The 26559-nt window shown below is 34.7% G+C and carries 22 protein-coding genes, 1 tRNA gene and 1 pseudogene; 3 read left to right on the top strand and 21 right to left on the bottom strand.

The features are described from left to right. Positions 1–114 precede the first annotated feature (114 nt). The 16 genes and pseudogenes from K8344_RS12650 to K8344_RS12575 all read right to left on the bottom strand — a co-directional run bounded on the left by K8344_RS12650 (position 115) and on the right by K8344_RS12575 (position 14884). Positions 115–188, bottom strand: a tRNA-Thr gene (locus K8344_RS12650). A gap of 125 nt (positions 189–313) precedes the next feature. After that, complete coding sequence (hpf, locus tag K8344_RS12645) at positions 314–616, bottom strand: ribosome hibernation-promoting factor, HPF/YfiA family (protein ID WP_237609047.1); 303 nt, start codon at positions 614–616, stop codon at positions 314–316. Between the two features lie 57 nt (positions 617–673). Continuing rightward, complete coding sequence (locus tag K8344_RS12640) at positions 674–1558, bottom strand: tyrosine-type recombinase/integrase (protein ID WP_237609046.1); 885 nt, start codon at positions 1556–1558, stop codon at positions 674–676. A 180-nt stretch (positions 1559–1738) separates the two neighbouring features. Further along, a complete protein-coding gene (gene rpsU, locus K8344_RS12635) occupies positions 1739–1933 on the bottom strand; it encodes a 30S ribosomal protein S21 (protein ID WP_139856220.1) in 195 nt (64 codons plus the stop codon). 175 nt (positions 1934–2108) lie between these two features. After that, a complete protein-coding gene (locus K8344_RS12630) occupies positions 2109–3527 on the bottom strand; it encodes a carboxypeptidase-like regulatory domain-containing protein (protein WP_237609045.1) in 1419 nt (472 codons plus the stop codon). A 244-nt stretch (positions 3528–3771) separates the two neighbouring features. Next, positions 3772–4935 (bottom strand): acyl-CoA dehydrogenase family protein, encoded by a 1164-nt coding sequence (locus K8344_RS12625; RefSeq protein WP_237609044.1) that lies wholly within the window; start codon positions 4933–4935, stop codon positions 3772–3774. Between the two features lie 116 nt (positions 4936–5051). Further along, a complete protein-coding gene (locus K8344_RS12620) occupies positions 5052–5936 on the bottom strand; it encodes a ComEA family DNA-binding protein (RefSeq protein ID WP_237609043.1) in 885 nt (294 codons plus the stop codon). Positions 5937–5947: 11 nt separating this feature from the next. Beyond that, the gene (locus tag K8344_RS12615) at positions 5948–7573 is read right to left on the bottom strand and encodes an alanine/glycine:cation symporter family protein (RefSeq protein ID WP_237609042.1); all 1626 of its coding nucleotides are present in this window, start codon (positions 7571–7573) and stop codon (positions 5948–5950) included. Between the two features lie 102 nt (positions 7574–7675). Beyond that, the gene (locus K8344_RS12610; RefSeq protein WP_237609050.1) at positions 7676–8365 is read right to left on the bottom strand and encodes a potassium channel family protein; all 690 of its coding nucleotides are present in this window, start codon (positions 8363–8365) and stop codon (positions 7676–7678) included. A 69-nt stretch (positions 8366–8434) separates the two neighbouring features. Then, positions 8435–8608: pseudogene (locus K8344_RS14170) on the bottom strand (ion channel); the annotation flags it as partial. Between the two features lie 273 nt (positions 8609–8881). Next, a complete protein-coding gene (locus tag K8344_RS12600; protein WP_237609041.1) occupies positions 8882–10258 on the bottom strand; it encodes a TlpA family protein disulfide reductase in 1377 nt (458 codons plus the stop codon). 30 nt (positions 10259–10288) lie between these two features. Then, the gene (locus tag K8344_RS12595) at positions 10289–10519 is read right to left on the bottom strand and encodes a PspC domain-containing protein (protein WP_139856226.1); all 231 of its coding nucleotides are present in this window, start codon (positions 10517–10519) and stop codon (positions 10289–10291) included. Positions 10520–10579: 60 nt separating this feature from the next. Continuing rightward, a complete protein-coding gene (locus K8344_RS12590) occupies positions 10580–11875 on the bottom strand; it encodes a DUF2851 family protein (RefSeq protein ID WP_338144602.1) in 1296 nt (431 codons plus the stop codon). A 39-nt stretch (positions 11876–11914) separates the two neighbouring features. Beyond that, the gene (locus tag K8344_RS12585; RefSeq protein ID WP_237609040.1) at positions 11915–12292 is read right to left on the bottom strand and encodes a DUF202 domain-containing protein; all 378 of its coding nucleotides are present in this window, start codon (positions 12290–12292) and stop codon (positions 11915–11917) included. Positions 12293–12527: 235 nt separating this feature from the next. Next, the gene (locus K8344_RS12580) at positions 12528–13517 is read right to left on the bottom strand and encodes a PLP-dependent cysteine synthase family protein (RefSeq protein ID WP_237609039.1); all 990 of its coding nucleotides are present in this window, start codon (positions 13515–13517) and stop codon (positions 12528–12530) included. A 131-nt stretch (positions 13518–13648) separates the two neighbouring features. Then, positions 13649–14884: an ABC transporter permease gene (locus K8344_RS12575; protein WP_237609038.1), complete on the bottom strand. Its 1236-nt coding sequence runs from the start codon at positions 14882–14884 to the stop codon at positions 13649–13651. 9 nt (positions 14885–14893) lie between these two features. On the opposite strand from K8344_RS12575, the gene K8344_RS12570 reads away from it, so the two are divergent. Beyond that, positions 14894–16150, top strand: coding sequence for an exo-beta-N-acetylmuramidase NamZ family protein (locus K8344_RS12570; protein WP_237609037.1), 1257 nt, complete (start codon positions 14894–14896; stop codon positions 16148–16150). An 83-nt stretch (positions 16151–16233) separates the two neighbouring features. Here K8344_RS12570 and K8344_RS12565 read toward each other — a convergent pair whose 3' ends face one another. From K8344_RS12565 to K8344_RS12550, 4 genes are all read right to left on the bottom strand, one after another. Beyond that, entirely contained in the window at positions 16234–16728 is a 495-nt protein-coding gene (locus K8344_RS12565; RefSeq protein WP_237609036.1) for a YkgJ family cysteine cluster protein, read from the bottom strand. Positions 16729–16788: 60 nt separating this feature from the next. After that, the gene (locus K8344_RS12560) at positions 16789–18426 is read right to left on the bottom strand and encodes an amidohydrolase (protein ID WP_237609035.1); all 1638 of its coding nucleotides are present in this window, start codon (positions 18424–18426) and stop codon (positions 16789–16791) included. An 83-nt stretch (positions 18427–18509) separates the two neighbouring features. Next, the gene (locus tag K8344_RS12555; protein ID WP_237609034.1) at positions 18510–20225 is read right to left on the bottom strand and encodes a TonB-dependent receptor; all 1716 of its coding nucleotides are present in this window, start codon (positions 20223–20225) and stop codon (positions 18510–18512) included. Positions 20226–20325: 100 nt separating this feature from the next. After that, entirely contained in the window at positions 20326–23340 is a 3015-nt protein-coding gene (locus K8344_RS12550) for a tetratricopeptide repeat protein (protein WP_237609033.1), read from the bottom strand. Between the two features lie 229 nt (positions 23341–23569). Here K8344_RS12550 and K8344_RS12545 point away from each other — a divergent pair, with 229 nt between their 5' ends. Both K8344_RS12545 and K8344_RS12540 read left to right on the top strand, forming a co-directional pair. Further along, a complete protein-coding gene (locus K8344_RS12545) occupies positions 23570–24031 on the top strand; it encodes a hypothetical protein (RefSeq protein WP_237609032.1) in 462 nt (153 codons plus the stop codon). A gap of 110 nt (positions 24032–24141) precedes the next feature. Beyond that, positions 24142–24825 carry a cell division ATP-binding protein FtsE gene (locus K8344_RS12540; RefSeq protein ID WP_139856241.1) on the top strand — a complete coding sequence of 228 codons (684 nt, stop codon included), beginning with the start codon at positions 24142–24144 and terminating at the stop codon, positions 24823–24825. Between the two features lie 66 nt (positions 24826–24891). On the opposite strand, the gene K8344_RS12535 is transcribed toward K8344_RS12540, so the two are convergent. Then, positions 24892–26523: a S8 family peptidase gene (locus tag K8344_RS12535; RefSeq protein ID WP_237609031.1), complete on the bottom strand. Its 1632-nt coding sequence runs from the start codon at positions 26521–26523 to the stop codon at positions 24892–24894. Between the last annotated feature and the right edge of the window lie 36 nt (positions 26524–26559).

Here is a 26559-nt window from a genome sequence, read left to right as displayed (position 1 = left end):
GCCGATGGAGGGACTCCCTTCGACTGCGCTCAGGATAAACTTCTCGTCCCAATTAAACCAAGTCCTAATTTTAAAACTTCAGCTTAATTCCTGATGCACTTTTCAAAATTTCAGAGCCGATGGAGGGACTCGAACCCACGACCTGCTGATTACAAATCAGCTGCTCTAGCCAGCTGAGCTACATCGGCTTTTTTATCTTTTTCTGAGTTGCTTCCTAACTCGTAAAAAAGCTCGTTATTTCTAACGGAGTGCAAATGTATATAAACTTCTCGTTTCAAACAAAACTTTTTTAAAACTTTTTTTAAAATAAATTCTATAAATATGATTTTTCTTTCTGTTTGCGCTTCTTCAACTGTCTTTCTAAAGCCCGTGAAGCCTCGTCAACAGCAGCTTCAAAGGTCTTTGCCTCCTTTTTTACCATTATATCACCTCCAGGCACACTCAATAACACCTCTACTATTTTATTTTCTTTTTCACTCGTTTTTTGAACCTTCAAAAAGACATCTGCGAACACAATTTTGTCGTAAAATTGTTCAAGCTTCGACAACCTTTTTTTAACAAATAACAACAGCTCTTCTTTGGCCGTAAAATTTGGCGCTTGTACATTTACTTTCATATCACTAAAGTTTTAATTAATTGCTAAGTAATTTTACACCATAAATGCCATTTAAAATTAATTACGAGGATGTGAATTTTTATAAACTTCTTTCAATTTAGCGATATTGTTTTGGGTATAAACTTGAGTAGATGCTAGACTAGAATGACCCAATAACTCTTTAACCGAATTGATATCGGCACCTTCATTTAAAAGATGAGTCGCAAATGAATGCCTTAATATATGAGGACTCTTTTTTACTTTTTCAGATGCCTTACTAAAGTAGATATTAATTATGCGATACACAAGGGTTTCATACATTTTCGAACCTTTGGCCGTGAGAAACAAATACTCATCATCTACTATATCTTCAAGCTCATCCCGCACAGCCATATAAGAACGAATAGTATCAACGACTGTTGGCAATAAGGGAATTATTCGCTCCTTATTACGCTTACCCAACACTTTAATCGTTTTTTGGGCGAAGGAAATACCATCAATCTTAATATTAATTAACTCTGCCCTTCTTATACCTGTTGAATAAAACAATTCGACCACAAGACGATCTCGCAATCCCTTAAAATCATCATTGCCTTGAAGCAATTCCATTACATTTACGATTTCATCTTCAGAAAACGGAACTTGTATTTTTTTTGAAGTTTTTAATGCTTTGTGCTTCGTCAACGGACTAACCTGGATTTGCCCCGTTTTTAAAAGAAATTTATAATAGGTTTTAAGCGAAGATATTTTCCTGTTTACAGTTCGATTTGAAATACCAGCATCAACCAATGAGACTATCCAGCTACGGATAACTGAGTAGTTAATATTTAAAATATTTTCATACTGAAACTCTTCTGACGCAAATTGCTGAAATCCGTCTAGATCTTTTAAGTATGCCACCACCGTATGAGATGAATATTTTTTCTCAAGCTCTAAATAATCCTTAAAAGAAGAAAAAGGCATTTGCAGGTTTTTAGATTGTAGCCAACTGCGCATTTAATTAGAAGGCGACGTTAGCCTCTATTTCAAACAGTGGTTCTACAAAATAACTCAATTACCTCATAAACTAATAATTTTAAATCATAAAAAAATCCGTTGGAAAAAATTCCAACGGATTTATATGATATAGATTCAAAAAGAATATTAAATATCTTCCTGATCTCTAAGATTCTGGATGTATTGCGCTTTTTGCATTTGCGCTCTTTTCTTAACAGATGGCTTTGTAAAAGCTTGTCTTGCACGCAACTGGCGCATTGTTCCTGTACGGTCAAACTTACGCTTGAAACGCTTCAGTGCTCTGTCGATATTTTCTCCGTCTTTAACTGGTATAATTAACATAGTGTCATCACCTCCTCTCTTTAGGGCGGCAAAGATATAAAAAGTTTTGATTTATAAATAACAACTTACAAGATTTTTTAAAAAAAGAAGTTTACACCTAAAATTGCGCAATTAAAACATTGCAATTTACCTTTCTGATAATGAGGAAATAGTTTAAAACCTAATTAAGACAAGATTAATTTTTATACAATGAAGCTCTTTTACTTAAATCTAAAATCAATTTTTCTTCTTCTTCACTTTCTAATAATACGTTGTAAGTTTTCCAAAAAGTTTCATTGTAAGGCTTGCTAGAGAATATATCTGCAGACCAGTCATTCTGTTGTAATTCTTCTTTAATAAGCTCGGTCTCCTGAATTATATCGGTAAACAGAATTTCCTGAACAGTATAATAATATTGTTCCCCTTTATCAAAACCAGGCTCCGCTTCAGTTTTAACTCTATTAGTAGACCTATCTCCTGTATTTACAAGTTTTGGAGTTTCATAATAAATGTAATTAGGATACATCTTATCATTATACTCCATATAAGTCATGGTTAACTTATGCATGGTTTGAGTATCAAACAAACTCTTGCTTCTTCTTTTCTGAACATCAGAAGCTGCTGTCAACTCATACTCCACCCTTTTAATCGCGTAATTATCGTAATATATGTAAATCCACCCTTTTGGCGCAAACCCTTCGTTATAGATGTTAGGCGTATTCAAACCGACAAAATCTTTGCCTTTAGTAATTTCAATTTTATAAATTTTCCTTCCGTTATCTACTAAAATTGTATCGAGGTTAAACTGATGTTTTTCTAACATATTTTTCCCCAATAACGCTCCTGTTGCATTACTATTCCTCAACAGATTCAGTTTTCCTTTAAATAGATTTTCCAATCCATTTACACGACTATCATTCCACTTAATGGCGTTAATCAAAGCTGACTTCTTAACAGAATTCAAACTTACATTACCAGCGTTAGACCCTATACTTTTTAAGTAAGCCGAATAGGTAAAAAGACTGTCGATATCCCTTAAATCGTAACTTTTTCGGGTTTCATCTACGTTTATTTTTATAAAATCTTTTGCTCCAGCGGCATAACTAGAATCGTATAATGTAATGGCACTTTCTATAAGCCACTTGTATTCCTTTTTATTTCGTTCTTTGTGACGCAAAAACCCTTTTTGAAGATAGGCTTGTTCTGGTAAGTTTGCTGGAAGTCTTTCGATAGCTTTTTGGACGATGCCGTTCCCCGTCGTAGGTCGTGGATCTGCTACGATTACAACTTCATCTAGGGAAGCAACATCTTCTTCAAGAAAAATATCGGAACCATTTTCAAAGCTTTCAATTACCACGTTATAGCTTTTATAACCTATAGAAGAGATAACCAAAGTATCATTTAAATGTTCTTTGGGAACTTTTAAGGCAAAATTACCATCACTGTTAGAAATAGTTCCAATGGTAGTATTTTTGATATACACACTAGCACTTTCTATAGGCTGAAAAGTTAAGAAATCTGCAACCTTCCCATTTAGGTTGGATTGTGAAAAGGCGGTCGCAGTTATGAACATCACGATCACACTTACTAAATGCTTTAATTTAAAGTGCTTCATTATTTTGAAAAGATTAAAATATTAAACTTTGAATATCCATTATTTTACATTAGAACTTTAGGGCTATTTGGTATTCTTTTTAAATATCAGCTTTAAACCTACAACGAAATAAAACCCGATCAACACCGGGCACGATAATCAATAAAAAAGACATTAAAAAAATGATTGTAGATAGTATCTTTTGACTCAATTTCAATCAGTTTTAAAATGTCTTCTTTCCTAACTTCCAAATTTAAAGCTTAGGTTATGTAGCTGGTTTGTACGATACTCCCTCAATAACCATCTTAGAAATAATTTCTCTTAGAATTTCAGACGTACCACCACCAATAGGACCTAATCTGCTATCGCGTAATAATCTTGCCAATGGATAATCTTCCATATAACCATATCCTCCTAAAAATTGAAGACATTCCGTCATTACCTCATCTGCTACCTTAGTTGAAATAAGTTTACTCATTGTAGCTTCTTTTACAACATATTCCCCATCGTTTAGACGTTGGGCAGTTACGTAGTTAAATGTTTTTGCCACTTCTACTTCACTTGCTAGTTGTGCAACTCTATGACGTAGCGCTTGAAACTTCGAAATACTCTTACCAAAAGCAAATCTATCTTTCATATATTGAATGGTGTAATCTAATGCAAACTCACTACGTGCGTGTGCGTTAACCCCCATAATAAGTCTTTCTAATGCGAAATGTTGCATAATATATGGGAACCCCATGTTCTCCTCACCCATTAAGCTTGATGCAGGGATTTCAACATTATCGAATGCTATTTCTCCTGTATCACTTGCTCTCCATCCTAGTTTGTCGAGTTTAGTTGCAGAAATACCTTTGGTATCACGGTCCATAACAAAAATGCTAATCCCTTTGTTACCTAGTTCTGGAGCGGTTTTAGCAGCAACTACTAAGTAATCGCTGTAAATTCCATTTGTGATAAAGGTTTTAGAACCGTTGATTATATATTTATCTCCTTTTTTAACCGCAGTTGTACGCATTCCAGAAACATCACTTCCTCCAAATGGTTCGGTAATACACAAACAGCCAATTTTATCTCCCGAAATACTCGGTGCTAAATATTTTTCTTTTTGTTCGTGATTAGCTTCTTTTTTAAGATGTGTCATTGCAAGATAAGCGTGTGCCCACATTGCTGCAGCAAATCCACCACTGTTTACTTTTTGTAATTCTTCTAAGAAAATCACCGTATAGAAAAGATCTAAATTTAATCCGCCATATTCTTCAGGCTGATAAATTCCGAAGTATCCCATTTCACCAAATTTTTTCCATATAAAACGGTCGATGGTACCTGTTTTTTCCCACTTTTCAATGTGAGGTACTACTTCTTTTTGAAGAAAATCCTGAAAACTTTTTCTGAAAAAATCGTGTTCTTCTGTAAAATGTAAATTCATCTGTAAATCTTATCTTGAAATTATTATGTTTAATATTATTGAGTGACACCCACTAATCAAAGTTCTACAAACACACTTTTACCGTATGTAGAACGATGTGGCAGCATTTCTAAGCCTTACTCAGCAGACAAATATAACTGAATTAGCTGTAACTTTCTTTGGCTCATACCTTCAATTTTATTTAGTTCTTCCACGTTCGTAATTTTTTCACGTAGTCGTCGATATTCCCATATCTTTTTAGCCAACTCAAAGGATACTCCTGGAATAGTTGCAATATCTGATGCCGAAGCATGGTTTACGTTAATCTTACTTATTTCTTTTGGTGTTTTTACAGTAAAGACGTTTAATGTTCGTTCTACAACTTCGGGGCTTAAACCATAAACTGCATAAAGCTGTTTTTCGTCACTAAAACCACCTATCGATTCACGATAAGAAACAATTCGTTTACTTAGTGTTTCTCCAATACCGCTCACCTGTTGTAATTGAGTTTCGGTTGCTTGGTTTAAATCTATTTTTTTACTGAATGGTCGCGCTACAAAACCTTTATTTTGATTATATGAAGTAGCACTTACTTTTGAAGCAGAATTATTTACCCAAGCTGGAAATTTAAAATAAGGACTTATCTCGGATAATAATGAATCAGAAACTCCCGTTACTCTTTTAAAATCTGCGGCAGAATTTATCCACTTCCCATCCTTCCTATATTGAAGCAGTTTATCTATTTCTTCATTAGACAATCCTAAAACATAACCTGAATAATCTGTTATGAAATTAGGATTAAACTCAGACCTCTTTGGTTTCCGTTTCTCTATTTCAATTAGACGAAGAGAATCTATTTCATTTTTTATGGAAGTGATTTCTTCAGAAGAAATATCAAAACTTTCCGATTCAGAAAAATCGACAAACCAAAACAAGCACAGTAAAGTGACTATAAGTAACAACAAAAGCAAAATCCCACTTCGTTGCTGTTTCGAGAACGTGAAGTGGGATTTTAATTCCATAATAACTCTAGTTATAAATGTTTGGACATATCTTCTAGTCCGTCGTCGATAGCCTGGTGTTTAATTTTTATGGCTTTCATATATCGGTTAAGTTCCTTGCGTACTACAGGAGTTAGTAACACCACCCCTATAATATTAGGCACTACCATTGCGAAAATCATTGCATCGGAAAAGTTAATTACCGATCCAAGGCTAATAACCGAACCAATCCAAATAAAGATACAAAATAGCAGTTTATATACAAGTTCAGTTACTTTTCCTCTTCCGAAAAGGTAAACCCAACCTTGCATTCCGTAATAAGACCAAGAAATCATCGTAGAGAAAGCAAACATTATAACGGCAATTGTAAGAACGATTGAAAAGTGAGGAATTACACTATCAAAAGCAGTTGCCGTAAGCTCTACCCCTTCCTTAACTTCTACTCCGTATTGAATTATATTGTTGTCGAAGTTTGTAATTACAATCACTAAAGCCGTCATAGTACAAATAACCACTGTATCGATAAACGGTTCTAAAAGTGCAACAATACCTTCGGAGGCTGGATACTTAGTTCGTACTGCAGAATGAGCAATAGCCGCCGATCCAACTCCGGCTTCATTAGAAAATGCACCACGACGAATACCTTGAATCATAACTCCTACAAGTCCACCTGCAATACCAAGTCCAGAAAAAGCTCCTTCAAAAATAAGAGCAAATGCCTCACCTATATGATTGTAATTTGCTATTAGTATAATAAGTGCACCAAGTACATAAATACCGGCCATAAAAGGAACAATTTTCTCAGTAACCTTTGCAATTCTTTTAATACCTCCAATTATAACAAAGGCTACAATTATAGCCATTACAATTCCAAACCATATCGATGCACTCGTACCTTGAAGGTCGAAGAGTTGAACAAATTGTGCTGCGGCTTGATTGGCTTGAAACATATTTCCTCCACCAAAAGAACCACCAATAACAAAAATTGCAAATATTACTGCAAGTACTTTTCCAAGTCCGCCCATCCCTTTTTGAGCCAACCCTTTTTTAAGATAGTACATCGGACCACCATACACAGTTCCGTCTGGACCTACATCTCGGAATTTAACCCCTAAGGTACATTCGGCAAACTTAGAAGCCATACCCAATATACCAGCTAAAATCATCCAGAAAGTTGCACCTGGACCACCAATAGATAGTGCCACAGCAACTCCAGCAATATTACCAAGACCAACAGTAGCAGAAAGCGCAGCCGTTAATGCTTGAAAGTGTGAAACCTCACCATCAGCACTATCATCGCGAATCGTTTCTATAAGGTTTTCTTGTTCGTTTGGAGTAACATCACCGTATAAGGTATCCACCCCGTGCTTTTCAATGTCTTCATACTTACCCATTACAACTTTCACAGCCGTATAAAACCCAGTAAGATTTATAAGTTTAAAATAAATAGTGAAGTAAAGCGCTCCTCCAATAAGTACTATTAATACCCAAGGAATTTGAAAGGATTCAGAAAATGGAATTTCATAAAAAATACCATCAACAAACCAACCTGTATATTTTTTAAAATTTAAATCTATCCTTTCAGAAGTGGAAAGTTCTTGTGCGAAAGTGAAAAATGGAATGATAAAAGTGATAAGTGAAAGAAGAAATTTCTTCATAGTGGATTTTTAAAATTTAACATTGTTATATTTAAAACAAAGCAAGATGCTTAAAAAAAATTAGAATTTCAATAAATCACCCTATAAATTGTTAAGGCTTTCCTAAACCCCGTATTCTCTTTTAAGACTTTCAATTTGTTCAGGACGACCAATCAAAATTAATTTTGAATCTTTTTGTATCAATAAGGATGGTTCTGGATTTACTATATATTCACCTGTACGAGCCCTATACCCTATAATAGAACATCCGGTTTTTTTTCGAACATCTAAGTCTTTTATAGCTTGTTCTTTTTCATCAGGACACATTTTTTCGAAAGGGATTTGCTCTACGTTAATACTATCTTGTTCTCCAGATATCGTAAGATTGTCTAAAAACTCAACTAAATCTGGCACCACAACTAACGAAGCCATATGGTCGCCTCCTATTTTGTCTGGCATTATTACATTATCAGCACCGGCAAGCTTTAGCTTTTTATAACTGGTTTCTTCACTAGCACGACTTATAATTTTCAAGTTTTTATTCATCTGCCTGGCAGAAAGAACCATAAATAAATTATCAGCATCATTAGGAGTAGTACAAATTAGAGTAGATGCTTTTTCTTTTCTAGCTTTCAGTAAAACGTCATCTTCTATTGCATCCCCTTGAACGAAAAGTATTTTTTCATTAGAAAAACGATCGATCACTTCTTCATCTTTTTCTATTATCACAAATTGCTTAATATAAGCTAGAAGTTTTTGAGCAGCTTGTTTTCCATTCCTACCGTATCCACAAACTATTATATGGTCTTTCATAGATTTTAATTTTTTTAGAACCGTTTTCTCTCTAAAACGTCCCAAATTTTTGCTTATTAAATACTCCGTAATTACAGAAATGGCGTAACCCACAATAAAGATACTCGAAATGATAAAAAGAGATCCAAAAACTATTTCTTGAGGATTCAAAGGCATAACCTCTCCATATCCAACCGTTGTAATGGTAATAACGTCCCGTATAAAAACTGTGCGAGCTGGCGAGCGTGATTGTCCGCTGGACAATCAGCAGAGCAAGCGAACACAGGTTTTCGATTCAAAAACAAATTAAGCATTGTTTTTATATGTTGTTACCAAAATTACCCCCGCCCGAGTGAGTTGTCCTTGTCGTCCGTATTTTTTCTTTTCTAGGTTTGAATCGGCGCACGCTGCGCTTTAATCGGTTTTAAAGTCTTTTTTCCGTACCTCTTTTAAATATGGGTTTTTAAAGGTCCTGCATTCTTTAAGAGTTAGATTTTAATTTTTTTATCCTACTATTTATAAGGAGTGCTACCTATTTTATAATAATTTAATTAATTCCACTTCTAATTCTGAATCAGAAGGTCTTTTTGCGCTAAAATCATATATTTTACCATTTTTGTCAATAATGACATATCTTGGCAAAGCTTGTATCATATAATCTTCTTTAAGTTTTTTTTCAATTTCTTTATCGGCGAAAAGGTTGATTCCTTCTATGTTTTGGTTTAAAACCATTCTCTTCCAGGTATTATATTCGCTTTCGATACAAATATTTAGAAATTTTATTTCTTTATCTTTTAGTTTTTCTTGAAGTTGAGAAGAAGGTTTTATTTCGGATAAACAAGGTTTGCACCATGTAGCCCAAAAATCAATATAGATTATATTTCCTCTCAAATTTTCTAAGGAAATTAATTTTCCCTCACTATCTCTAATAGTAAAATTTGTTGCAGGGCTACCTTTTGAAAGACCTTTGATTTTTAGATATCTATTAGTTATTTCATTTAAGTATTTTTCATTTTTTGTGTAATTTTTGTATAACGTAAAAACTTTATCGAGACTGTCAGTTTGTTCAAAAGTCCAATCAATTGTTCTATACGCTACTTCTTCTTTCAATTTCTTATTTTTAATTCTAAGACTGTCTAAAATTACATACTTTAAGGTTTCAAGACTTTTATCAATTGATTGATGTTTTCTATTGTGAACTTCACTTACAGTATTGAGAAACATTAACACTGTATAGAAGGGTAGGTCCATTAATCTTTCATCATTAATGTCTATTGTTTCAAAAGTTTTCGGAAATCCATTTGACGCTATATAAGAAGGATCAACAGATTGTCTTGCTTTTGGATAGTTCAGATATTTATGAGCTTTATCCAATTTTGCAAAAGTCTCCTCAATATATTTGAATTTGGAATTCTCTAAATTCCATTTTTCAATTAAATTAATTCTATACCGATAAATTGAGTTAGCATGTTTTAAAAATTCTATTTCGTTTAAATTTGAATAAAAACTTGAAAAATTTTTTGAAGATATATTTTTATCAAATTTGTCTCTTTGTAGTAAATAGTTATTCTCTTTTTCGCCCAAGCCAGTAATTCCAATTTGTTTTTTTGATATATTAAAGTTTAACTGGAATCCATTTTTAAGATAGACTAAAATTGTTTTTTCATTAATAGTCAAATCATAATAGCCTTCTCCGACATTTAAGGTATCGTTAAAACTGTTTTTAGAATGGTTTAATTTTATAGTTGCAACCGGTTGTTTATATAATTTAAATAATTCATTTGTTTTTATTTCAAGATGTGTTATATCATTTTCTTCAACTAAACCTTTTAAAATTACTACATCAGAGTTTATTTCCTTTTTACAAGAGCTTAATAACAGAATCAAGATTATAATTCTAAATATGTCGTTCATTTTAGGGTGTTTTTGAATTGAATTTTTTAATCATAAATCGAATACTGAAGTGCGCTTAGTATTAACAAGATCCTTAAGTTTTAATAAAAATGCCATGGTAAGATATATAGCAAAGCCAACACCTAATGTGGCAAACGAAACGTATATAAAGAATAGCCTAACGCTTTTGGCACGCATCCCTAAACGGTCTGCCAATCGTGAAGACACATAAAAACCTCTTTTTTCAAGGTAGTGACGTAATTTATAAACGGCTTGCAACATATTCGCAAATTACAATTTTGTAGTTAAATACAGTAATACGGAATCAAAATTAAAAGTTTATTATTTCCCTTCTTCTGAATTCATAATCGAGTTTCCAATTGCGCATTGTAAACATTTATTTTTATCGCAGTATTCATTTTTAAGCTGAAGTAATGCTTGACTTTGATAAGCGTTTATGGAAATAGACTTTAAAGAATTAAACTTTTTTACAATGGAATTTTCTTCTGAAGCAATTTCAGAAGTTAAATTTATTATCTCCTCTGAAGCATCCCTTCCTTCTCGTCTAGCATAACAGAACTTAATAGGAATAATAGTATTGATAATAAGAAGATCTATAAAACTTTTCGTTATTTGCTTTTTTCTATTAGCGGAAGGAACTCCAAAGTTATAATGATTATTCCAATAGGAACTTGCCTCTATATCAAAGAGCCTATATAACTCATCTAGCTTTTCTGAAGCAATTACCTTTGAAAAAAGATTTGTTTTATTAGCATACAAATTAGCCAATTGCGATAGCCTAATAGTTGGAAAATTAGGAGGTCTTAACCTGAAGTATTTTGGTATTATCACACTACTATTTTCAAGCTTAAATTTGTGTTTCAAATATTCGTATTTACTTTTTAAAGCTTTAAAGTATTGATCTTCCTTATCGCCCTCAAGCATTCCTGCCTGCCCTAACAGCAACGCTTCCAAACTCTCTAAATCCTGACTACATTTTTTTACAACTGAAAAGTTTATCGACTTTCCAATGCTAAAAAACGAATCGCCATTAATTTTTAGGCCAAAGTTTTTACACAGCATTTTAAATAGCAAGCTTTCCCAATGATTTTGAGAATCTTCCAACTCACTTATAATTAAGGTTTCTTTCTTTTGTAGCCTTTCGAAATAAAGCCGCTCCAACCAATTTTCAATCACAAACTCATCTACATCAGCAAAGTCGTTTTCACAATTAATCCATTTCTTAGATTTTGAAAACAGCTTTTGATATTGTGTTATTGCACTTTTTGGAGTGTGGTTTTTAATTACAAAAGTCGGAATCACTGAACCGTCTTTTCTATGAACCTCAACATCGTGAATCCAAACAACGTGGAGAATTACATTGTCATAAGCGGGATCCAATTCGTGATTGTGCGCATACCAATCTGAAGATTTGATATGAATTTCAACATTGCCAGCCCAAAGTTGATTATCTATTTCAATTTGGGCATTAAAGAAATCGGGGCCTGAATTAAAGTTATGGCTCCCTTGATTTACAATGTGTAATTTCTCATTCGTCGAAGTGTAAAACTTAGATGTATCGAACTTCTGAAATTTCCACAAATAATGTAGAAAGTCCTCGTTCATTTCAAAAATCATTAAGAATTTTAAATAAGCCTTAGTAAATATACTGAAATATTACTTGGCTTCCACTTCAACCCTAGAGTCTTTAGGTTGTTGCTTTTTCTCTACTGGTTCAGGAATTGTATCGACAAATAAAATACGATTCCATTTATAAAGCCTACGCATAAGTAGCATATACCTGATTATACCAACAGCTAAAAAAATAACACATACTCCAAGGGCTACGTATCCCAACCACTTTATACTCTCAAAATCTTTTAACTGTAAAATTCCAATCCCCCCTAATAGCAAATATAACGAGGAGCGTATATATGAAAGTAACGTTCGCTCGTTGGCTAACTTTGTGCGCTCCAATGCTAAAATCTCATTAGTATTTGTTGGCACAGGCTTAGTACGTAGAAAGCGGAAAAGTTTTTTAGCTTCGTTTTTCATTATTACAGTTAAAGTTTAATTTTTTCTACTCCGAGAATTCCTTTTGCCTGATCTATGTTAAGATATACTTAGTCATAGGCTTTTTCCTAATCCACAATAGCTCACACCTAAAAGGAACCTCTTTATGATGATTACATAAGTAGACTCTCTAGAGCAGCTCAGTTAAGATACAAAAATATAACTTATAGCCTTAAAACCGATTAATCAGTTATAATCAAGGAATAATCTTAGTTACTTATTCCTCGTCCTCCACAAAGCCTTGCTCACGCATCCACTCGTCGTTATACATTTTCCCAACGTAACGACTTCCGTGATCGTGGAAAAGAACTACAACCACATCATCTTTTGTAAAATGCTCTTTTAATTGAAGCAGCCCTTTAATCGCTGCTCCAGCAGAATTCCCTAAAAAGAAACCTTCCATTTTAGCAAGTTTCTGAGTATAAATTGCCGCATCCTTATCGGTTACTTTCGTAAAACCATCGATAATACTGAAGTCTACATTTTTCGGTAGAATGTCTTCACCAATTCCTTCTGTTATATACGGATAGATTTCGTTTTCGTCAAAAATCCCCGTTTCGTGATATTTTTTGAAAACACTTCCGTAGGTATCAATTCCCCAAACTTTCACATTTGGATTTTGCTCTTTTAGGTATTTGCCTACACCGCTAATTGTTCCGCCAGTACCAACACCAACTACAAAATGAGTCACTTTTCCATCCGTTTGTTTCCAGATTTCCGGCCCTGTACTTTGGTAATGTGCTTTTGCATTACCTGGGTTGTCGTATTGGTTTACATACCAACTATTAGGTGTTTCTTCTGCTAATCTTTTTGAAACAGAATAATAACTGCGTGGATCTTCGGGAGCAACATCTGTTGGACAAACTACTACTTCGCTACCTACCGCTCTAAGAATATCAACTTTTTCCTTACTCTGCTTATCGCTAATAACACAGACCATTTTATACCCTTTTACGATGGCAGCTAGGGCTAGCCCCATTCCTGTATTTCCAGAGGTTCCTTCTATAATTGTTCCACCTGGTTTTAACCTACCATCAGCCTCAGCATCTTCAATCATCGTTAATGCCATACGGTCTTTAACCGAGTTTCCAGGGTTGAAAGTTTCGTATTTGGCAAGTACCAAGGCGGGGATATCCCCAATTATTTTGTTGATTTTTACCATTGGTGTATTACCAATAGTACCAAGTATATTTTCTGCGTATTCCATAACAAATTTTAGAAGTGCAAAGGTACAATTTAATGCTGAAAAGAAAAGAGCTGGATGGTTTTTGAAAATCTAATGACATCATTGTTACCTAATTATTTGTAAAATGATGTTTAATGAGAGTTTTTATAAAACTACTCAAATCGAATAGCCCTAACCGGAGATATTTTTGAAATAATAAATGAAGGAATCAAAAGCATTATTAAACACAGTAGAAAAGTGCCTGCATTTAAAATAAGAATATAGTCTAAGCTTAAATAAACAGGAGCTTCGTTAACGTAATATGTATCTGGATTTAACTTGAAGATTTTACCGTATTTCTGAATTAAAAGCAATCCAATTCCTATTACATTCCCCCAAAAAAGACCAACCCCAATTAAGTACATCGCATTGTAAAGAAATACTTTCCGAATGCTCCAATCACTGCTTCCTAAAGCTTTTAGAATACCTATCATTTGGGTGCGCTCTAATATTAAAACCAATAAAGCTGTAATCATATTAATGCCGGCAACCAGGATCATTATCCCGATAATCATAATGATGTTGAAGTCAAATAGATCAAGCCATTCAAATATGGAAGCGTATTTCTGACGGATAGTCTGTGTGTCAAGAGTACTACTGGTTTCATTATAAACCTCATTCCCAATTGGAATTATTTCGTCAAAATCATTCACAAAAACCTCAAATGCTCCAATTTGATCGTCTTCCCACTTATTTAATCGTTGAATATGTCGAATATCAGCTATTAAAAACTGCTCATCAAACTGTTGAAAACCGCTGTTATAGATCCCTACAATATTAAAACCGCGAGGCCTTGGCGATTTTGACACATCATCGTTTAAGAAAAAAGTGGTCACTTTATCACCCAATTTTAGATGAAGTCTATTGGCTAAATATTCTGAAATTAAGATTTCTGAATTTAAATCATCTTTAAAATTTGGCAATTTCCCTTCAATTAAATAATCTTCAAAATACCCCCAATCGTAATCGCTGCCTACTCCTTTTACAACTACACCTTCAAAATCGGTTTCTGTACGGATTACGCCACCTTTGGAAGCAGTAATTTGCACGTGTTTTATGCCTTCGATGTTTTTGAAAGTTGGATAGAAATCCTGATTTTTTGAAATAGGATTTTGAGAATCGTTGGAAAAGTTAGTGTCGAAATTGGAAATAACAATATCGCCATTAAAAGCTGAAACCTTTTCGCGAATCTTTTTTTGAAGTCCAACACCTGTGGCGATGGAGATAAGCATCATAATAATACCCAACGCAATTGCCGTAATTGCAATTTTTATAATCGGTGCCGAAATACTACTTTTATAGTCCTTGGAAGCAACGATGCGCCGAGCGATGAAAAATTCAAAATTCACTACGATTATATGGGCTTAAATTTTTTCAAAAATACAGTTTTATTGCTTGTTTTAACCATTTTTTCTTGCGGAAGTTCTACTGAGAAGAAAGAGCAGAGAGAAGAGAGAAAAGAGAACCAAGTAGCAAACGCCAAGACTCAAGACGACACCTTGGCATCATTCGGTGACCAAGAAATTGTCGTTGGGGCGGAACAGTTTCAACTGTATTCTGACCTTTTAAAAGATAAAAATGTGGGGGTGGTTGCAAATCAAACCTCTTTTTTAGAAAGTGAAAATCAGCATTTGGTAGATTTTTTAATTTCTAAAAATGTTTCGGTTAAAAAAGTTTTTGCTCCAGAGCACGGCTTCCGTGGGACAGCTGATGCTGGCGAACACGTTAAAGATGGTGTTGATTCAAAAACCGGGGTACCATTAATTTCACTGTATGGCAGTAACAAAAAGCCGTCACAAGAACAACTAAAAGGAATTGACGTCGTGATTTTCGACATACAAGATGTTGGTGCGCGTTTTTACACCTACATTTCTACATTGCATTATGTAATGGAAGCTTGTGCCGAAGCAGGGATTTCAGTTGTCGTTTTAGACCGTCCAAACCCAAACGGGCATTATATTGACGGCCCCATCTTAGAAGCGGAAAATCAAAGTTTTGTAGGGATGCACCCAATTCCTATTGTACATGGAATGACAATTGCCGAATACGCAAAAATGATTAATGGCGAGGGCTGGCTAAAAAACAGTGTAAGATGTGAGTTGAGTGTGATAAGTATGAAAAACTACAATCACAAAATGGAGTATTCGCTTCCTATAAAACCTTCACCAAACTTACCGAACGCCCAATCTATAAACCTCTACCCTAGCCTTTGTTTTTTTGAAGGTACATTTATAAACGCTGGTCGCGGTACCGATATGCAATTTCAAGTATTTGGAGCGCCAAGCTTACCTGCTTCAAAATATAATTTCACATATACTCCACAATCTAATGAAGGGGCAAAAAACCCAAAATTTAAAGGAGAACTTTGTTACGGGAAAGACTTACGAAATGAGCCTAAACTTAAAAAAATTAACTTAAAGTGGTTGATTGATGCCTACAATGCCAATGGCAGAAAGAAGGATTTTTTCAATTCATTCTTCGTAAAACTAGCAGGTACTGAAAAACTGCAACAACAAATTGAACAAGGTCTTACTGCCGAAGAAATCCGAGCCACATGGAAGGAAGGACTTAATGAGTTTGGAAAAGTAAGAGCGAAGTATTTATTGTATAAGTAATTTCATTTCAACTCCGCTCAATGACCTATTCAAACACCGTTAAAAGACTGGTTTTAATATCATAGCGGAGCCGAAGACACTATTTACTTCGGCAAGCGTTTCTTCATTTCCTCTACAATATTAAAAGCTGCTGGACAGATAGCTACATTTTTCATTGTTAAGTTAGAAATCTGCTGAAACTTCTTTCTATCGGTATGTGGGAATTCGCGACATGCCTTAGGGCGTACATCGTAGATGCTACAGTAATTATCCGCACCTAAAAAGGTACAGGGAACACTTTGCAGTACGTAATCTTTATCTTCATCAATCCGCAAGTAGGATTCAATAAACTGTTGCGGTTTCATTCTAAAATGCTTAGCAATTCGTTCGATATCTTTATCGGTGAAAAGTGGGCCCGTGGTTTTACAGCAATTGGCACAAGTAAGACAATCTGTTTTTTCAAACTCTTCCTCGTGTAACTCTTGCATTAAAGTATCGAGATGCTTAGGCGGCTTCTTTTTCAGTTTGGCAAAAAACTTTTTGTTTTCGGCTTCGGCTTCTTTTGCTTTTTGTGGAAGTTGATTTAGAATGTTCTTCATTTCAATATTTCTTTGCGCTCTTTGCGCTTCTGCGGTGCATTCTTACCGCAAAGTCTTTATTTATTTGGCTTCGTAAACCAATTCACCATTTATAAAAGTGGCAATCACCTTTGTATTTGGCAATTCCTTTTCATCAACAGTCATTATATCTTTATCAAGAATTGTAAAATCGGCAAACTTACCTACCTCAATACTCCCTTTTTCATCTTCTTCAAAATTTGCAAAAGCTGCCCAAATAGTCATTCCTTTTAACGCTTCCTCACGTGTTAAAGCATCTTTCATTTGGAAGCCTTCTTCTGGAAAGTGCTCTAAATCTTTTCTAGCTACCGCCGAATAGAATGTGTACATCGGGTTTACGTGTTCCACAGGAAAATCGGTTCCTAATGCAATACTTCCAGCTTTATCTAATAAACCTTTGTAAGCATAAGCCCCTTGCATTCGCTTTGATCCTATCCTATCTTCGGCCCAATACATATCGCTTGTACAATGAGTTGGCTGCACAGAAGGAAGTATGTTGTTATGGTCGTTAAAATATTCAAAGTCTTCCATAGTGATAATTTGAGCGTGTTCTACCCTCCAACGCTTATCATTTTTACCAGTTAATGCCTCTTTGTAGGCACGTAGAACAGCAATATTTGCCGAATCACCAATTGCGTGTGAATTCATTTGAAACTCTGAATTAGCCAACTTAGTTGCAATAGATTCTAACTGTTCTGAAGAAGTCATCATAGCTCCATAATGGCCCGGCATATCACTATAAGGCTCTCGCATGGCAGCTCCTCTCGAACCTAATGCTCCATCGGAATAAATTTTAAACGATCGCACATTAAGCCTGTCGGTTTTATAAGTTCCTTTATCTAAATAATAATCTAAGTTCTCCGGACTATTACTCACCATTGCATACATTCTAAGCTTAAATTTCCCTTGCTTTTGAAGTGTATCAATCAAATCAATAATGTTTCTATCTAAGCCTGCGTCGTCTACAGTAGTTAGCCCATATTTTAAAGCTTCTTTTTCTGCATCTAATAGTGCTTCAATGGAAACTTCTTTAGTTATTTCTGGGTACGTTTTAAAAACCAATTCCATAGGGCTATCTACCAAAACCCCTGTTGGCTGACCATTTTCTAAAATAACTTCCCCACCTGGCATTTTCGTTTTTGCTGTAATTCCAGCCATTTTTAAGGCTGTAGAGTTTGCTAAAAGGGCGTGACCATCAATTCGTCGTAATGCCACAGGAGTATTTGGGAAAAGTGAATCTAATTTTTCCTTAGTTGGAAAGTTTTTGTCCTCCCAATCATTTTGATCCCATCCCCGACCAATGATGTAATCTGCATTCTGTTCCAATTGGAATGTAACAACCCTTTCTAACACCTCGTCATAGCTCTTAGTTCCAATTAAGTCTACTCTTTGTAAGCCTAAACCTAGACCGTATAAATGTGCGTGTGCATCGATTAACCCAGGAACAACCGTATTGTTTTTTGCATCATAGGTTTCCTTGATTTTATATTTTAATTCGAGTTCTGGCTTTAGGCCCATCTCTAAGATTTTTCCATCCTTTACAACTAGCGCGTTCGCCACACTAAAATCTTTATCTACTGTATAAATTGTCGCATTTTTAATGAGCAAATCGGCAGGGATTTTCTCAGGCGCACAGGAAAAAATAAAAGCGGTAAGTAAAAGGAGTAATAGTTTTTTCATCGGAATGAAGTGTTTTAGTAAAGCTGTAAAAATAGAAAACATCCGCCAAAGACGGATGTTTTCAAAGGGTTATTTAAAAATGATTACCAATCAAATTTATATGTAACTCCAGCTAGGCCTTGGATTCCTTGAACTGGATAATTCATCCACTTTTTATAGTTGTCACCAAATAAATTGCTTCCTTTTACAAAGGCTGAAAGTCTATCTGTAAATCGATAACCAAAACTAAGATTAGCATCAACATAAGCGTCTAAGGTAATTTCTTCACCTATAAAACCTGCGTTTGATATATCCTTTCGCTCTCCAATATAAAATAAGGATGCACTACCATACAGTTTTTCAGTAATATTAAAATTAGAGAATACAGAAGCCTTTAGGCTAGGTAAATTCCATGCTTCACTTTGCACATCGGTACTATAACTGTAATAGTTAGCATTAACCCCAATAGAAAATTGTCCTGAAACATCAACCTTAACTTCTCCGAAAAACGCCAATGTATTTATATCGTCATACACTACATTAAACGAATTTCCATAATGATACCCTTCGTTTTGTGAAGTAGTAAAATTTATATCGTTCGATTGAAATAAAGTACTGTTTTCATCTTTACCATAAGATACTCTCGCGTTGTAAGCGAAAGCATTAGAAAGCTTTCCTTTAATCCCTCCAAATGCTTCATATAATTTTTTAGTAGGTGCAATATTTAAGGTTGGGGAAACAAATGGATTTTCCTCCTTAAAATCATAATAGGTATTCTGCTTAATTCCACCCTCTGCACCACCATACGCAATTACAGTTTCGTCAAGCAATCTATACGAAACATTCACTTTTGGATAAAGTGAAAAGTTGGTGTCGCTATTTTCAGTGTCTAAACTCACATAACCTGCAACCCCCAAAGAAACACTAAGATCGTTGTTTATAAAGTTGATAGATGGCGCTAATCCTACATTTAAATAACTGTATTTTATATCGGTTGAGTTTGAATAATCGTTATCAAAACTCCCCATCAAATAATCTAAATCCCCATCAAGTTTGAAGGTCACATTTTCTAAGGGAAAAGAGAATTCTGGTTTCAATTTAGCGTTTAGTTCAGAAGAAGAAAACGAATCTCCGGTATAACGTATAGAAGCCGCTGCCTTATCAAAAAACGAATCGTCTAAAGCAATGCTACCTCCCACATATCCGCTTAAATAGTTTTGCTTGGTATCAATTCCGGCTAAGATTTCATCTGAATAATACCCTTTTGGAACTCCATACCAATTAAATAACTGATGTTCAACTCCTGCATCCAATCTATAGGTAACATCCCTTTGTCTACTTGTGTAGTTTACGTCTAGACTAGTATCGTAATAGTGGTTGTCTAGTTTCACCCCTTTTATATCTCCTTGTGAAGAATTATGTCTGAAAAAGAAACCCGCATTATCCGTACGGCTTAATTCGAAATTACTGTATAACTCTCCTAAAATTGAAGTGTAATTCCCAAAACCTAAAGTGGCATAATTATCATATAACTTAACAGGTTTCGCTTTTTCTACATTTGTAGCTTTTCCTTTGGCAGGAGTGAAGGTTGATGCTACAGGAACAGAAAATATACTATACTTCACATCTTTTTTAGCGGTAGAAACCGAATCGTTTAAGGACGGGGTTTCCTTTACTTTAAATGCATCTGAAATAGTTGGAGTATATGGTTTTACAATATTAACCACTTCAGGATCTAATTCCTTTTCCTGTGCATTTGCAGAAAAATGAAAAAGAAATATTGCTGAGATTGAAAATAAAACTATTTGTTTTATGGACATATTTTCAAAAATTTATATTTATTGTTTTAATAATTTCTTTGCGTTCTTGACGTCTCAGTGGTACAAATCACACCGCAAAGTCGCAGAGAGCGTCGAGGTTTTAATTTCTGGTGTCTACAGATGAATTTGTTTTTGCTTCAGCGTTTTTAATCAGTGCTAATTCTGCTTTTGCTTCTTCAACTACTTCTGTAAATTCAGTGAAGTTTTTAGTAACGCTTTCCAAAATATAAGTTGCTTGATACGCGTCGTTTAGCGCATAAAAGTTTTTAGCCATTAGCACCAAACCTTTTGCTCCATACAACTTATATCCCGAATAATCTTTAGCTAATTTCTGAACCGATGCATTTGAAGCCTCGTAATTTCTTTCTTTGTTTTTGAAATAGGCATCGAAGTACAATGCTTCAGCAGCAAGCTGGCCTGTTGCAATTTTTTGAACTTCGGCATAGGCTGTTTTAGCTTTAGCTTCATTGTTTGTTTTCATCGCAGAACGTGCAATAATTACTTGCGCATCACTCTTAATAGCGTTATCAATTTTTGAATTTTGTAAAACCTTTTCGGCATAGTTTACTGCTTCAGCATACTTCTTCAACTCGTAAGAAGCCTTCATACTGTTAGTCTGTGCAAAGATGATATTCTGTGGAAAATCTGCTTCAGCCTCTAATCTTGTTAAGTATTTTAAAGCATTCTTATAATCTTGCTTCCCTAAATACAATTCTGAAACTCTCGATAGTGCCTGTTCTGTAAATTCACTTCTCTCGCGGTTTACAACATATTCAAAATGTGGAATAGCTTTATCTGAAGCTTTGTTTGCAAAATAAATCTGACCTAAATAAAAGTGCGCTTTTAAAGCGTGTTGCCCGTTTGGAAACTCTTTTAAATATTCTTGAAAACGACCTTGTGCTTGTGACTGTTTGTTTTCTAAATATGGTTGTTCCGCTGCTAAATAAGTTGCATCATCAAGTTCTGTATCGCCAACTTGCACATAATCTAATCCTTTTACCCAACGTGCATATTCATCTACATTACCTTGGTCTATATAAATGATTTTTGCAGACGATACTGCTTGTAAAGCTTCTTGTGTAGATGGAAAATCTTTCGCTACTCGTTTAAAAATAGCTAAGGCCTCATTACTCCTTCCGGTGTTGTCGTAAATAAGTGCTTTTTTAAGCAATGCCTTCGGCACGAAAATACTGTTTGGGGTATCGCGAATCATTTGATCGTAAGCCGAAATAGCTTCTGTGTTTTTATTTTGAGCTATATACGTATTTCCTAATTCGTATAAAGCATCATCACGGTAAACCGACTTTGGATATTTCTTAGAAAACGCAATTAACTCCTCTATTTTCTTTTCGCTTCTATCTACGAATCCATAGCTTATTGCTTTTTGGAATTCTGCATAGTCGTTGTTACCGCCCATTTCAACGGCAGCATTGTAATTTTCCATTGCCGGCCAGTATTGACTCGTTACAAAATAACTATCTCCCAATCGCAAATAAGCATCTTTCTTTCTTACATTTTCCGCCGAAGGCGAACTTACATAACTCTTAAAGTTAGCAATTGCATCTGCATAATTTTTTAATTTGAATTGATTGTAAGCTAAATTGTACTTCAAATTTTTATACTCTGAAATATTTTGAGACCCTGCTAACTTTGCAAACTTATTATAGCCACTTAAAGACTTTTCATAGTTTGCCAATTGGTAATCACTTTCTGCCTTCCAAAATGTTGCGCGAGCAGTGAAGTCTTGGTCTTGTGGTTCTTTCAAACTCTTATCGAAATACATAATAGCTTCATTGTAATTCGATTCGTTATAAAGTTCAATTCCTCTGAAAAAAGCTACTTTTTGATAAGCTGCTTTATCTACGAAGTTCTTGTTGTTTTCCAACAAATCTAGAGCCTCTTTATAGTTTTTTGAAGTGATATAGCTGTCTATCAGTAATTTTTTAAGCTCCTCATTATTAGCATTGTTTGGATATTTTTCTATAAAAGAAAGAATAACTTGTGGCGTGCTTTTGTAGCTATTCCCAATTTCGTAACTCAGTTTTGCATAGTTTAAATACGCATCTTCTTGAATTTCGGCACTGAAATCCATTTCTGAAGCATTTTTAAAAGCGTTTAATGCTTCTTGTTTTTTATTCAGTTTTAAATAACTCTCGGCTAAATGGTAATAAGCGTTTTGCGCAACTGCATTTTTTCCGTCAATAATTTTATTGAATTCACCAATAGCTTTTTCAAAATCTCCTTGTTTGTAATACGCATAACCTAGCAGGTAATAATCTGTATTATTCCATTTACCACGCGTTCCTTTGTACTCCTTTAAATAAGGAATAGCTTCGGAATATTGCCCTAGGTTAAAATAGCTTTCACCTATAATTTTTGAAAGCTGGCTTTTTTCGGCAGGAGAAGAATTATTAAACTGTTCCTTGCCCATATCAATAGCTTTCTGGAAGTTGCCAAGTTTAAAGTTCATATCGGCTTGGTAGTAGCTTAAGTCTTCCGAATAGCGCTCCTCCCCTTTTACATCTTCAAAGTTTTTATTTGCTTCCTCGTAATCATCACCTTCATAGGCGATAAACCCTAAATAGTATTTTGCTTGCGAACCGTATTCTTGTGATGTTATCACTCTATTGAAGTAGTTTTTTGCCTCATCGTAACGTTTAGCTTTAAAATAAACGTATCCATTATTAAAGTTAAAACGCTCTTTCTCGCTTCGGCTTAGGCTAGATTCATCAACTTTGTTGTACCATTTCTGAGCGTGAGAATATTTTCCGTTATCAAAATAATAATTCGCAACATCTATATATGCAGAGTTTCGTTTTAAACTAGTAGGATGATTTTCAACAAACGACTCCATTAATTGATCGGCATTTTGTTGATTTAAGCGAACAGCTGCATTAGCAATGTAGTAAGCACAGTCGCTTTGCACTGTTTCATCATCTGAGCTATTTTTTATTTTATCGAAAAGACTTTGGGCTGCTAAATACTGCCCATTATTATACATCTCCAAAGCCTGATTGAATTCTGCCAGGTGATTTGTAAACACGGCCGTTTGCTGTGAAAAAGATGAAAATGAAAGGAATAGAAAAAGCGAAAAGACTAGAAAATTCTTAATCATTATTTACAGTTTTTGAATGCGTAAAGATATTTAACTTTAAGTGTAGCTTTCTTCGATACTGTAACTTTTAAGGTTTTATTAACGATTGATTTTTAGTGTGATTTTCTAGAGAATATAACGCTATAATTGGGAAATAAGTATGTAAAGTTATGAGAGAATTTAACATTGACTAAAACACTTGAAAAAAATACTGTAATTTTAAAATTTTTAAAACATTAATCCTGTTGTTATGAAGAAGTTATTAATTATTGGTGTGGTTTTATTGACGGTTTCCGCCACTGCCCAACGCAATCCTTTTAAGAATTTAACCGAGAAAAATGGCAAAATAGGAATTGGGACTTCAAATCCAGACCAATTATTAACTGTAAAAGGAAAAATACACACCCAAGAGGTTTTAGTAGATTTGGATGGCGCGGTTGCTCCAGATTATGTTTTTGAAAAATACTTTACAGGCACTTCTAGCTTGATGCCCGAATACAACTTAATTTCATTAGAGGAATTAGAATTGTATTTAAAAGAAAACAACCACTTGCCAAATATTCCATCAGCCGATACAATGAAAGCGGAAGGCATATCGTTAAAAGAAATGAACTTGCTGCTTCTTCAAAAAATTGAGGAATTAACGCTGTACACCCTTCAGCAGCAAAAAGAAATTGATGCTTTAAAAGAAAAAATTTCAGATAATAAATAAGTCCCAGTAATCTATTGCAGTTTGCGGTAATTCAAATTACTTTTGTCTCTCGGCTTCAATGGGAAACCTTAAACACTTATTACGCTAAACGCTTAACATACAACTTAAAAATGTCCAACCACGTATTACAATTAAAAGATGCCGTAATCTATCAAGGAGATAATTTGGTGCTTTCAGACGTTACTGTTTCTGTAGATAAAGGTGAGTTTGTTTACCTAATCGGAAAAACTGGGACAGGAAAGAGTAGTTTTATGAAAACACTTTACGGAGATCTACCGCTTAAAGAAGGTCAGGGTGATATTGTTGGCTACGATTTGGCTACTTTAAAAGAAAAAGACATTCCATTTTTAAGAAGAAAGTTAGGAGTAGTTTTTCAAGACTTTAAGTTGTTAAACGACCGTACGGTAAACGCGAATTTGCATTTTGTACTTACAGCAACCGGCTGGAAGGATAAAGCTGCTATGGAAAATAGAATTAACGAAGTGCTTGACAAAGTAGGGATGAAAACCAAAGCTTTTAAATACCCATATCAGCTTTCTGGTGGAGAGCAGCAACGTATTGCAATTGCTCGAGCATTATTAAACGACCCAGAATTAATTCTTGCCGATGAGCCTACGGGAAACTTAGACCCTCAAACTAGTGTTGAAGTGATGGAAGTTTTACGTGAAATAAACAAAAACGGAAACACTATTTTAATGGCAACTCACGATTATGCCTTACTACTAAAATACCCTTCAAAAACGCTAAAATGCGACGAAAATCAGATTTTTGAAGTTGTACAGAAAACAGTATAAAAAAATTGATAGTTGGTAGTAAAAGTCTTGGCCCTCAACGAGGTTTTACAAAACGTCAATTCAAATTTAATCTTTCATAATACTTGGATCGCGTAATTGAAGCTCACACTCCTTTTGAAGTGTTGGATCTATTTGTAGGTGGATTTTCCCTTTCGCATTCGGCTTTAGCACAGTATTTTTTCCAATTGTAATTCCTTTTTTAGACGTTAAGTTTAAACTGGCATCGTCTTTAAAAGTTTGATTTTGCAGTATTACTTCAGCGTGAGAAGTGAGTTTAAAATTCCATCGATTAAAACTTTGGTTTTCAATTGTAACAGGGCCCTTTTCAGCAAACATATCAAACACCATTTTTACAGCCCGTCCAGTATGTAGCATCCCTGCTCCGTATTTACCGGCAAAAGGTTTATTAGCTTCAATATGATCGATATTAGTAGATGTCATCTTCAAAATACTTTCAACTTCTGTAACCGGTAAACAAGGATAAAGCGAAAACATCAACCCTATAGTTCCTGAAACTAATGGCGCTGCTGGTGAAGTTGCTTCAATAGTAATATAAACAGGTTTTCCTTCTTTAATACTATGAGTAAAACGCAATTGCCCATTGGATGGCGCTAAAATATCCACATCCTTATTTAAAGTGGTTACTGAAACAGGGTAAGTGCTAACGGCTTGAGTAATGTCGTTATTTTTAAACCCTCCTGTTCTCCCTACATATCCACGAATGTTTTCAATATAAAATTTATTATTATCGCTTTTTAAAATATTGTCTTCAATATTTTCGTATTTATAATTTACGGAAGAAACGGAAATAACATTATCATAGGAAGCTGGAAAGTAACTCATTTCGCCTTTATTTCTTTCCCATCCACGATTTCCGGCAGCTGCAACTAGTATGGTACCTCGCGCAAACATTTCATTAACCTCATCTTGCACTTCTGGCGTGTTATAACTACCTACCCAACTACAATTAATAACTTTTGCCCCTGCTTTTGAAAGCTCTTGCAGTATTTCAAAAGTTCTAAATCTGCCATAGGTAGTGCCGTAGATAGCACAATCATAACAAACGCCAGGAATACCGTAGCCGTTATCGCCTTGGGCTGCGGCTATCGCTGCTACCGAAGTACCATGACCATCAACATCGGGAGATTTGTGGAATATCTTTGTTTTATCTTTTAAATCTATATTAGTGGTATCAATAGCTCCATCTGATATACCAATAATCGTTCTGCTATCTCCTGTAGTATAGTACCAAGCTTCGGGCAAGCCGAGGAAGTCTAAATAATCAAGGTTTGCGGCAAACCCCTCATTCCCTCCTATCGTACTTGTAAGCCCATAATCATTAGGTTCAAAAATTTTCTTTTGTTCGTCAGGAATTATTTCCCCTCTTTTAAATAAACCTCCAGAAGTTTGAAGTAGGTCTTCTAGTAAAAACGAATTGTCTGCAATTACAAAAAATGTTGCATCTAAATCTTCCTTTTTAGCTCTTCGATAGGTTTTTTTGAATTCAGAAATCTTATAGTTTTCGAAGACAGATTTCAACCTTGAATTGTTGCCGGTATATTTTAAATAATTCCCTTCTTTTACAAAGGGCACCTCAACGGTAGAATCTCTTGCGGTTAAATAAAACCAAGAATCACTCTGTGCTGTGGAGGGTATGGAGATGATTAAACAAAATATAACTATCAGGTAATGTTTCATAGTTTAGCAAAATTAGTGACAAGATAAGAAGTTCGT

The organism is Aequorivita xiaoshiensis (assembly GCF_022008395.1).
Lineage (GTDB): Bacteria > Bacteroidota > Bacteroidia > Flavobacteriales > Flavobacteriaceae > Aequorivita > Aequorivita xiaoshiensis.
This window is presented reverse-complemented; position numbering and strand designations above follow the sequence as displayed.

Excerpts from the sequence above, each read along its gene's own strand:
- K8344_RS12595 (WP_139856226.1), bottom strand. The coding sequence starts at position 10,519 with ATGTTGCAAGCCGTTTATAAATTACGTCACTACCTTGAAAAAAGAGGT.
- K8344_RS12640 (WP_237609046.1), bottom strand. The coding sequence starts at position 1,558 with ATGCCTTTTTCTTCTTTTAAGGATTATTTAGAGCTTGAGAAAAAATAT.
- K8344_RS12545 (WP_237609032.1), top strand. The coding sequence starts at position 23,570 with ATGAAGAAGTTATTAATTATTGGTGTGGTTTTATTGACGGTTTCCGCC.
- K8344_RS12590 (WP_338144602.1), bottom strand. The coding sequence starts at position 11,875 with ATGATTTTTGAAATGAACGAGGACTTTCTACATTATTTGTGGAAATTT.
- K8344_RS12570 (WP_237609037.1), top strand. The coding sequence starts at position 14,894 with ATGGGCTTAAATTTTTTCAAAAATACAGTTTTATTGCTTGTTTTAACC.
- K8344_RS12620 (WP_237609043.1), bottom strand. The coding sequence starts at position 5,936 with ATGGAATTAAAATCCCACTTCACGTTCTCGAAACAGCAACGAAGTGGG.
- K8344_RS12610 (WP_237609050.1), bottom strand. The coding sequence starts at position 8,365 with ATGAAAGACCATATAATAGTTTGTGGATACGGTAGGAATGGAAAACAA.
- K8344_RS12615 (WP_237609042.1), bottom strand. The coding sequence starts at position 7,573 with ATGAAGAAATTTCTTCTTTCACTTATCACTTTTATCATTCCATTTTTC.
- rpsU (WP_139856220.1), bottom strand. The coding sequence starts at position 1,933 with ATGTTAATTATACCAGTTAAAGACGGAGAAAATATCGACAGAGCACTG.
- K8344_RS12550 (WP_237609033.1), bottom strand. The coding sequence starts at position 23,340 with ATGATTAAGAATTTTCTAGTCTTTTCGCTTTTTCTATTCCTTTCATTT.
- K8344_RS12600 (WP_237609041.1), bottom strand. The coding sequence starts at position 10,258 with ATGAACGACATATTTAGAATTATAATCTTGATTCTGTTATTAAGCTCT.
- K8344_RS12625 (WP_237609044.1), bottom strand. The coding sequence starts at position 4,935 with ATGAATTTACATTTTACAGAAGAACACGATTTTTTCAGAAAAAGTTTT.
- K8344_RS12565 (WP_237609036.1), bottom strand. The coding sequence starts at position 16,728 with ATGAAGAACATTCTAAATCAACTTCCACAAAAAGCAAAAGAAGCCGAA.
- K8344_RS12585 (WP_237609040.1), bottom strand. The coding sequence starts at position 12,292 with ATGAAAAACGAAGCTAAAAAACTTTTCCGCTTTCTACGTACTAAGCCT.
- K8344_RS12560 (WP_237609035.1), bottom strand. The coding sequence starts at position 18,426 with ATGAAAAAACTATTACTCCTTTTACTTACCGCTTTTATTTTTTCCTGT.
- K8344_RS12540 (WP_139856241.1), top strand. The coding sequence starts at position 24,142 with ATGTCCAACCACGTATTACAATTAAAAGATGCCGTAATCTATCAAGGA.
- K8344_RS12535 (WP_237609031.1), bottom strand. The coding sequence starts at position 26,523 with ATGAAACATTACCTGATAGTTATATTTTGTTTAATCATCTCCATACCC.
- K8344_RS12630 (WP_237609045.1), bottom strand. The coding sequence starts at position 3,527 with ATGAAGCACTTTAAATTAAAGCATTTAGTAAGTGTGATCGTGATGTTC.
- K8344_RS12555 (WP_237609034.1), bottom strand. The coding sequence starts at position 20,225 with ATGTCCATAAAACAAATAGTTTTATTTTCAATCTCAGCAATATTTCTT.
- K8344_RS12580 (WP_237609039.1), bottom strand. The coding sequence starts at position 13,517 with ATGGAATACGCAGAAAATATACTTGGTACTATTGGTAATACACCAATG.
- hpf (WP_237609047.1), bottom strand. The coding sequence starts at position 616 with ATGAAAGTAAATGTACAAGCGCCAAATTTTACGGCCAAAGAAGAGCTG.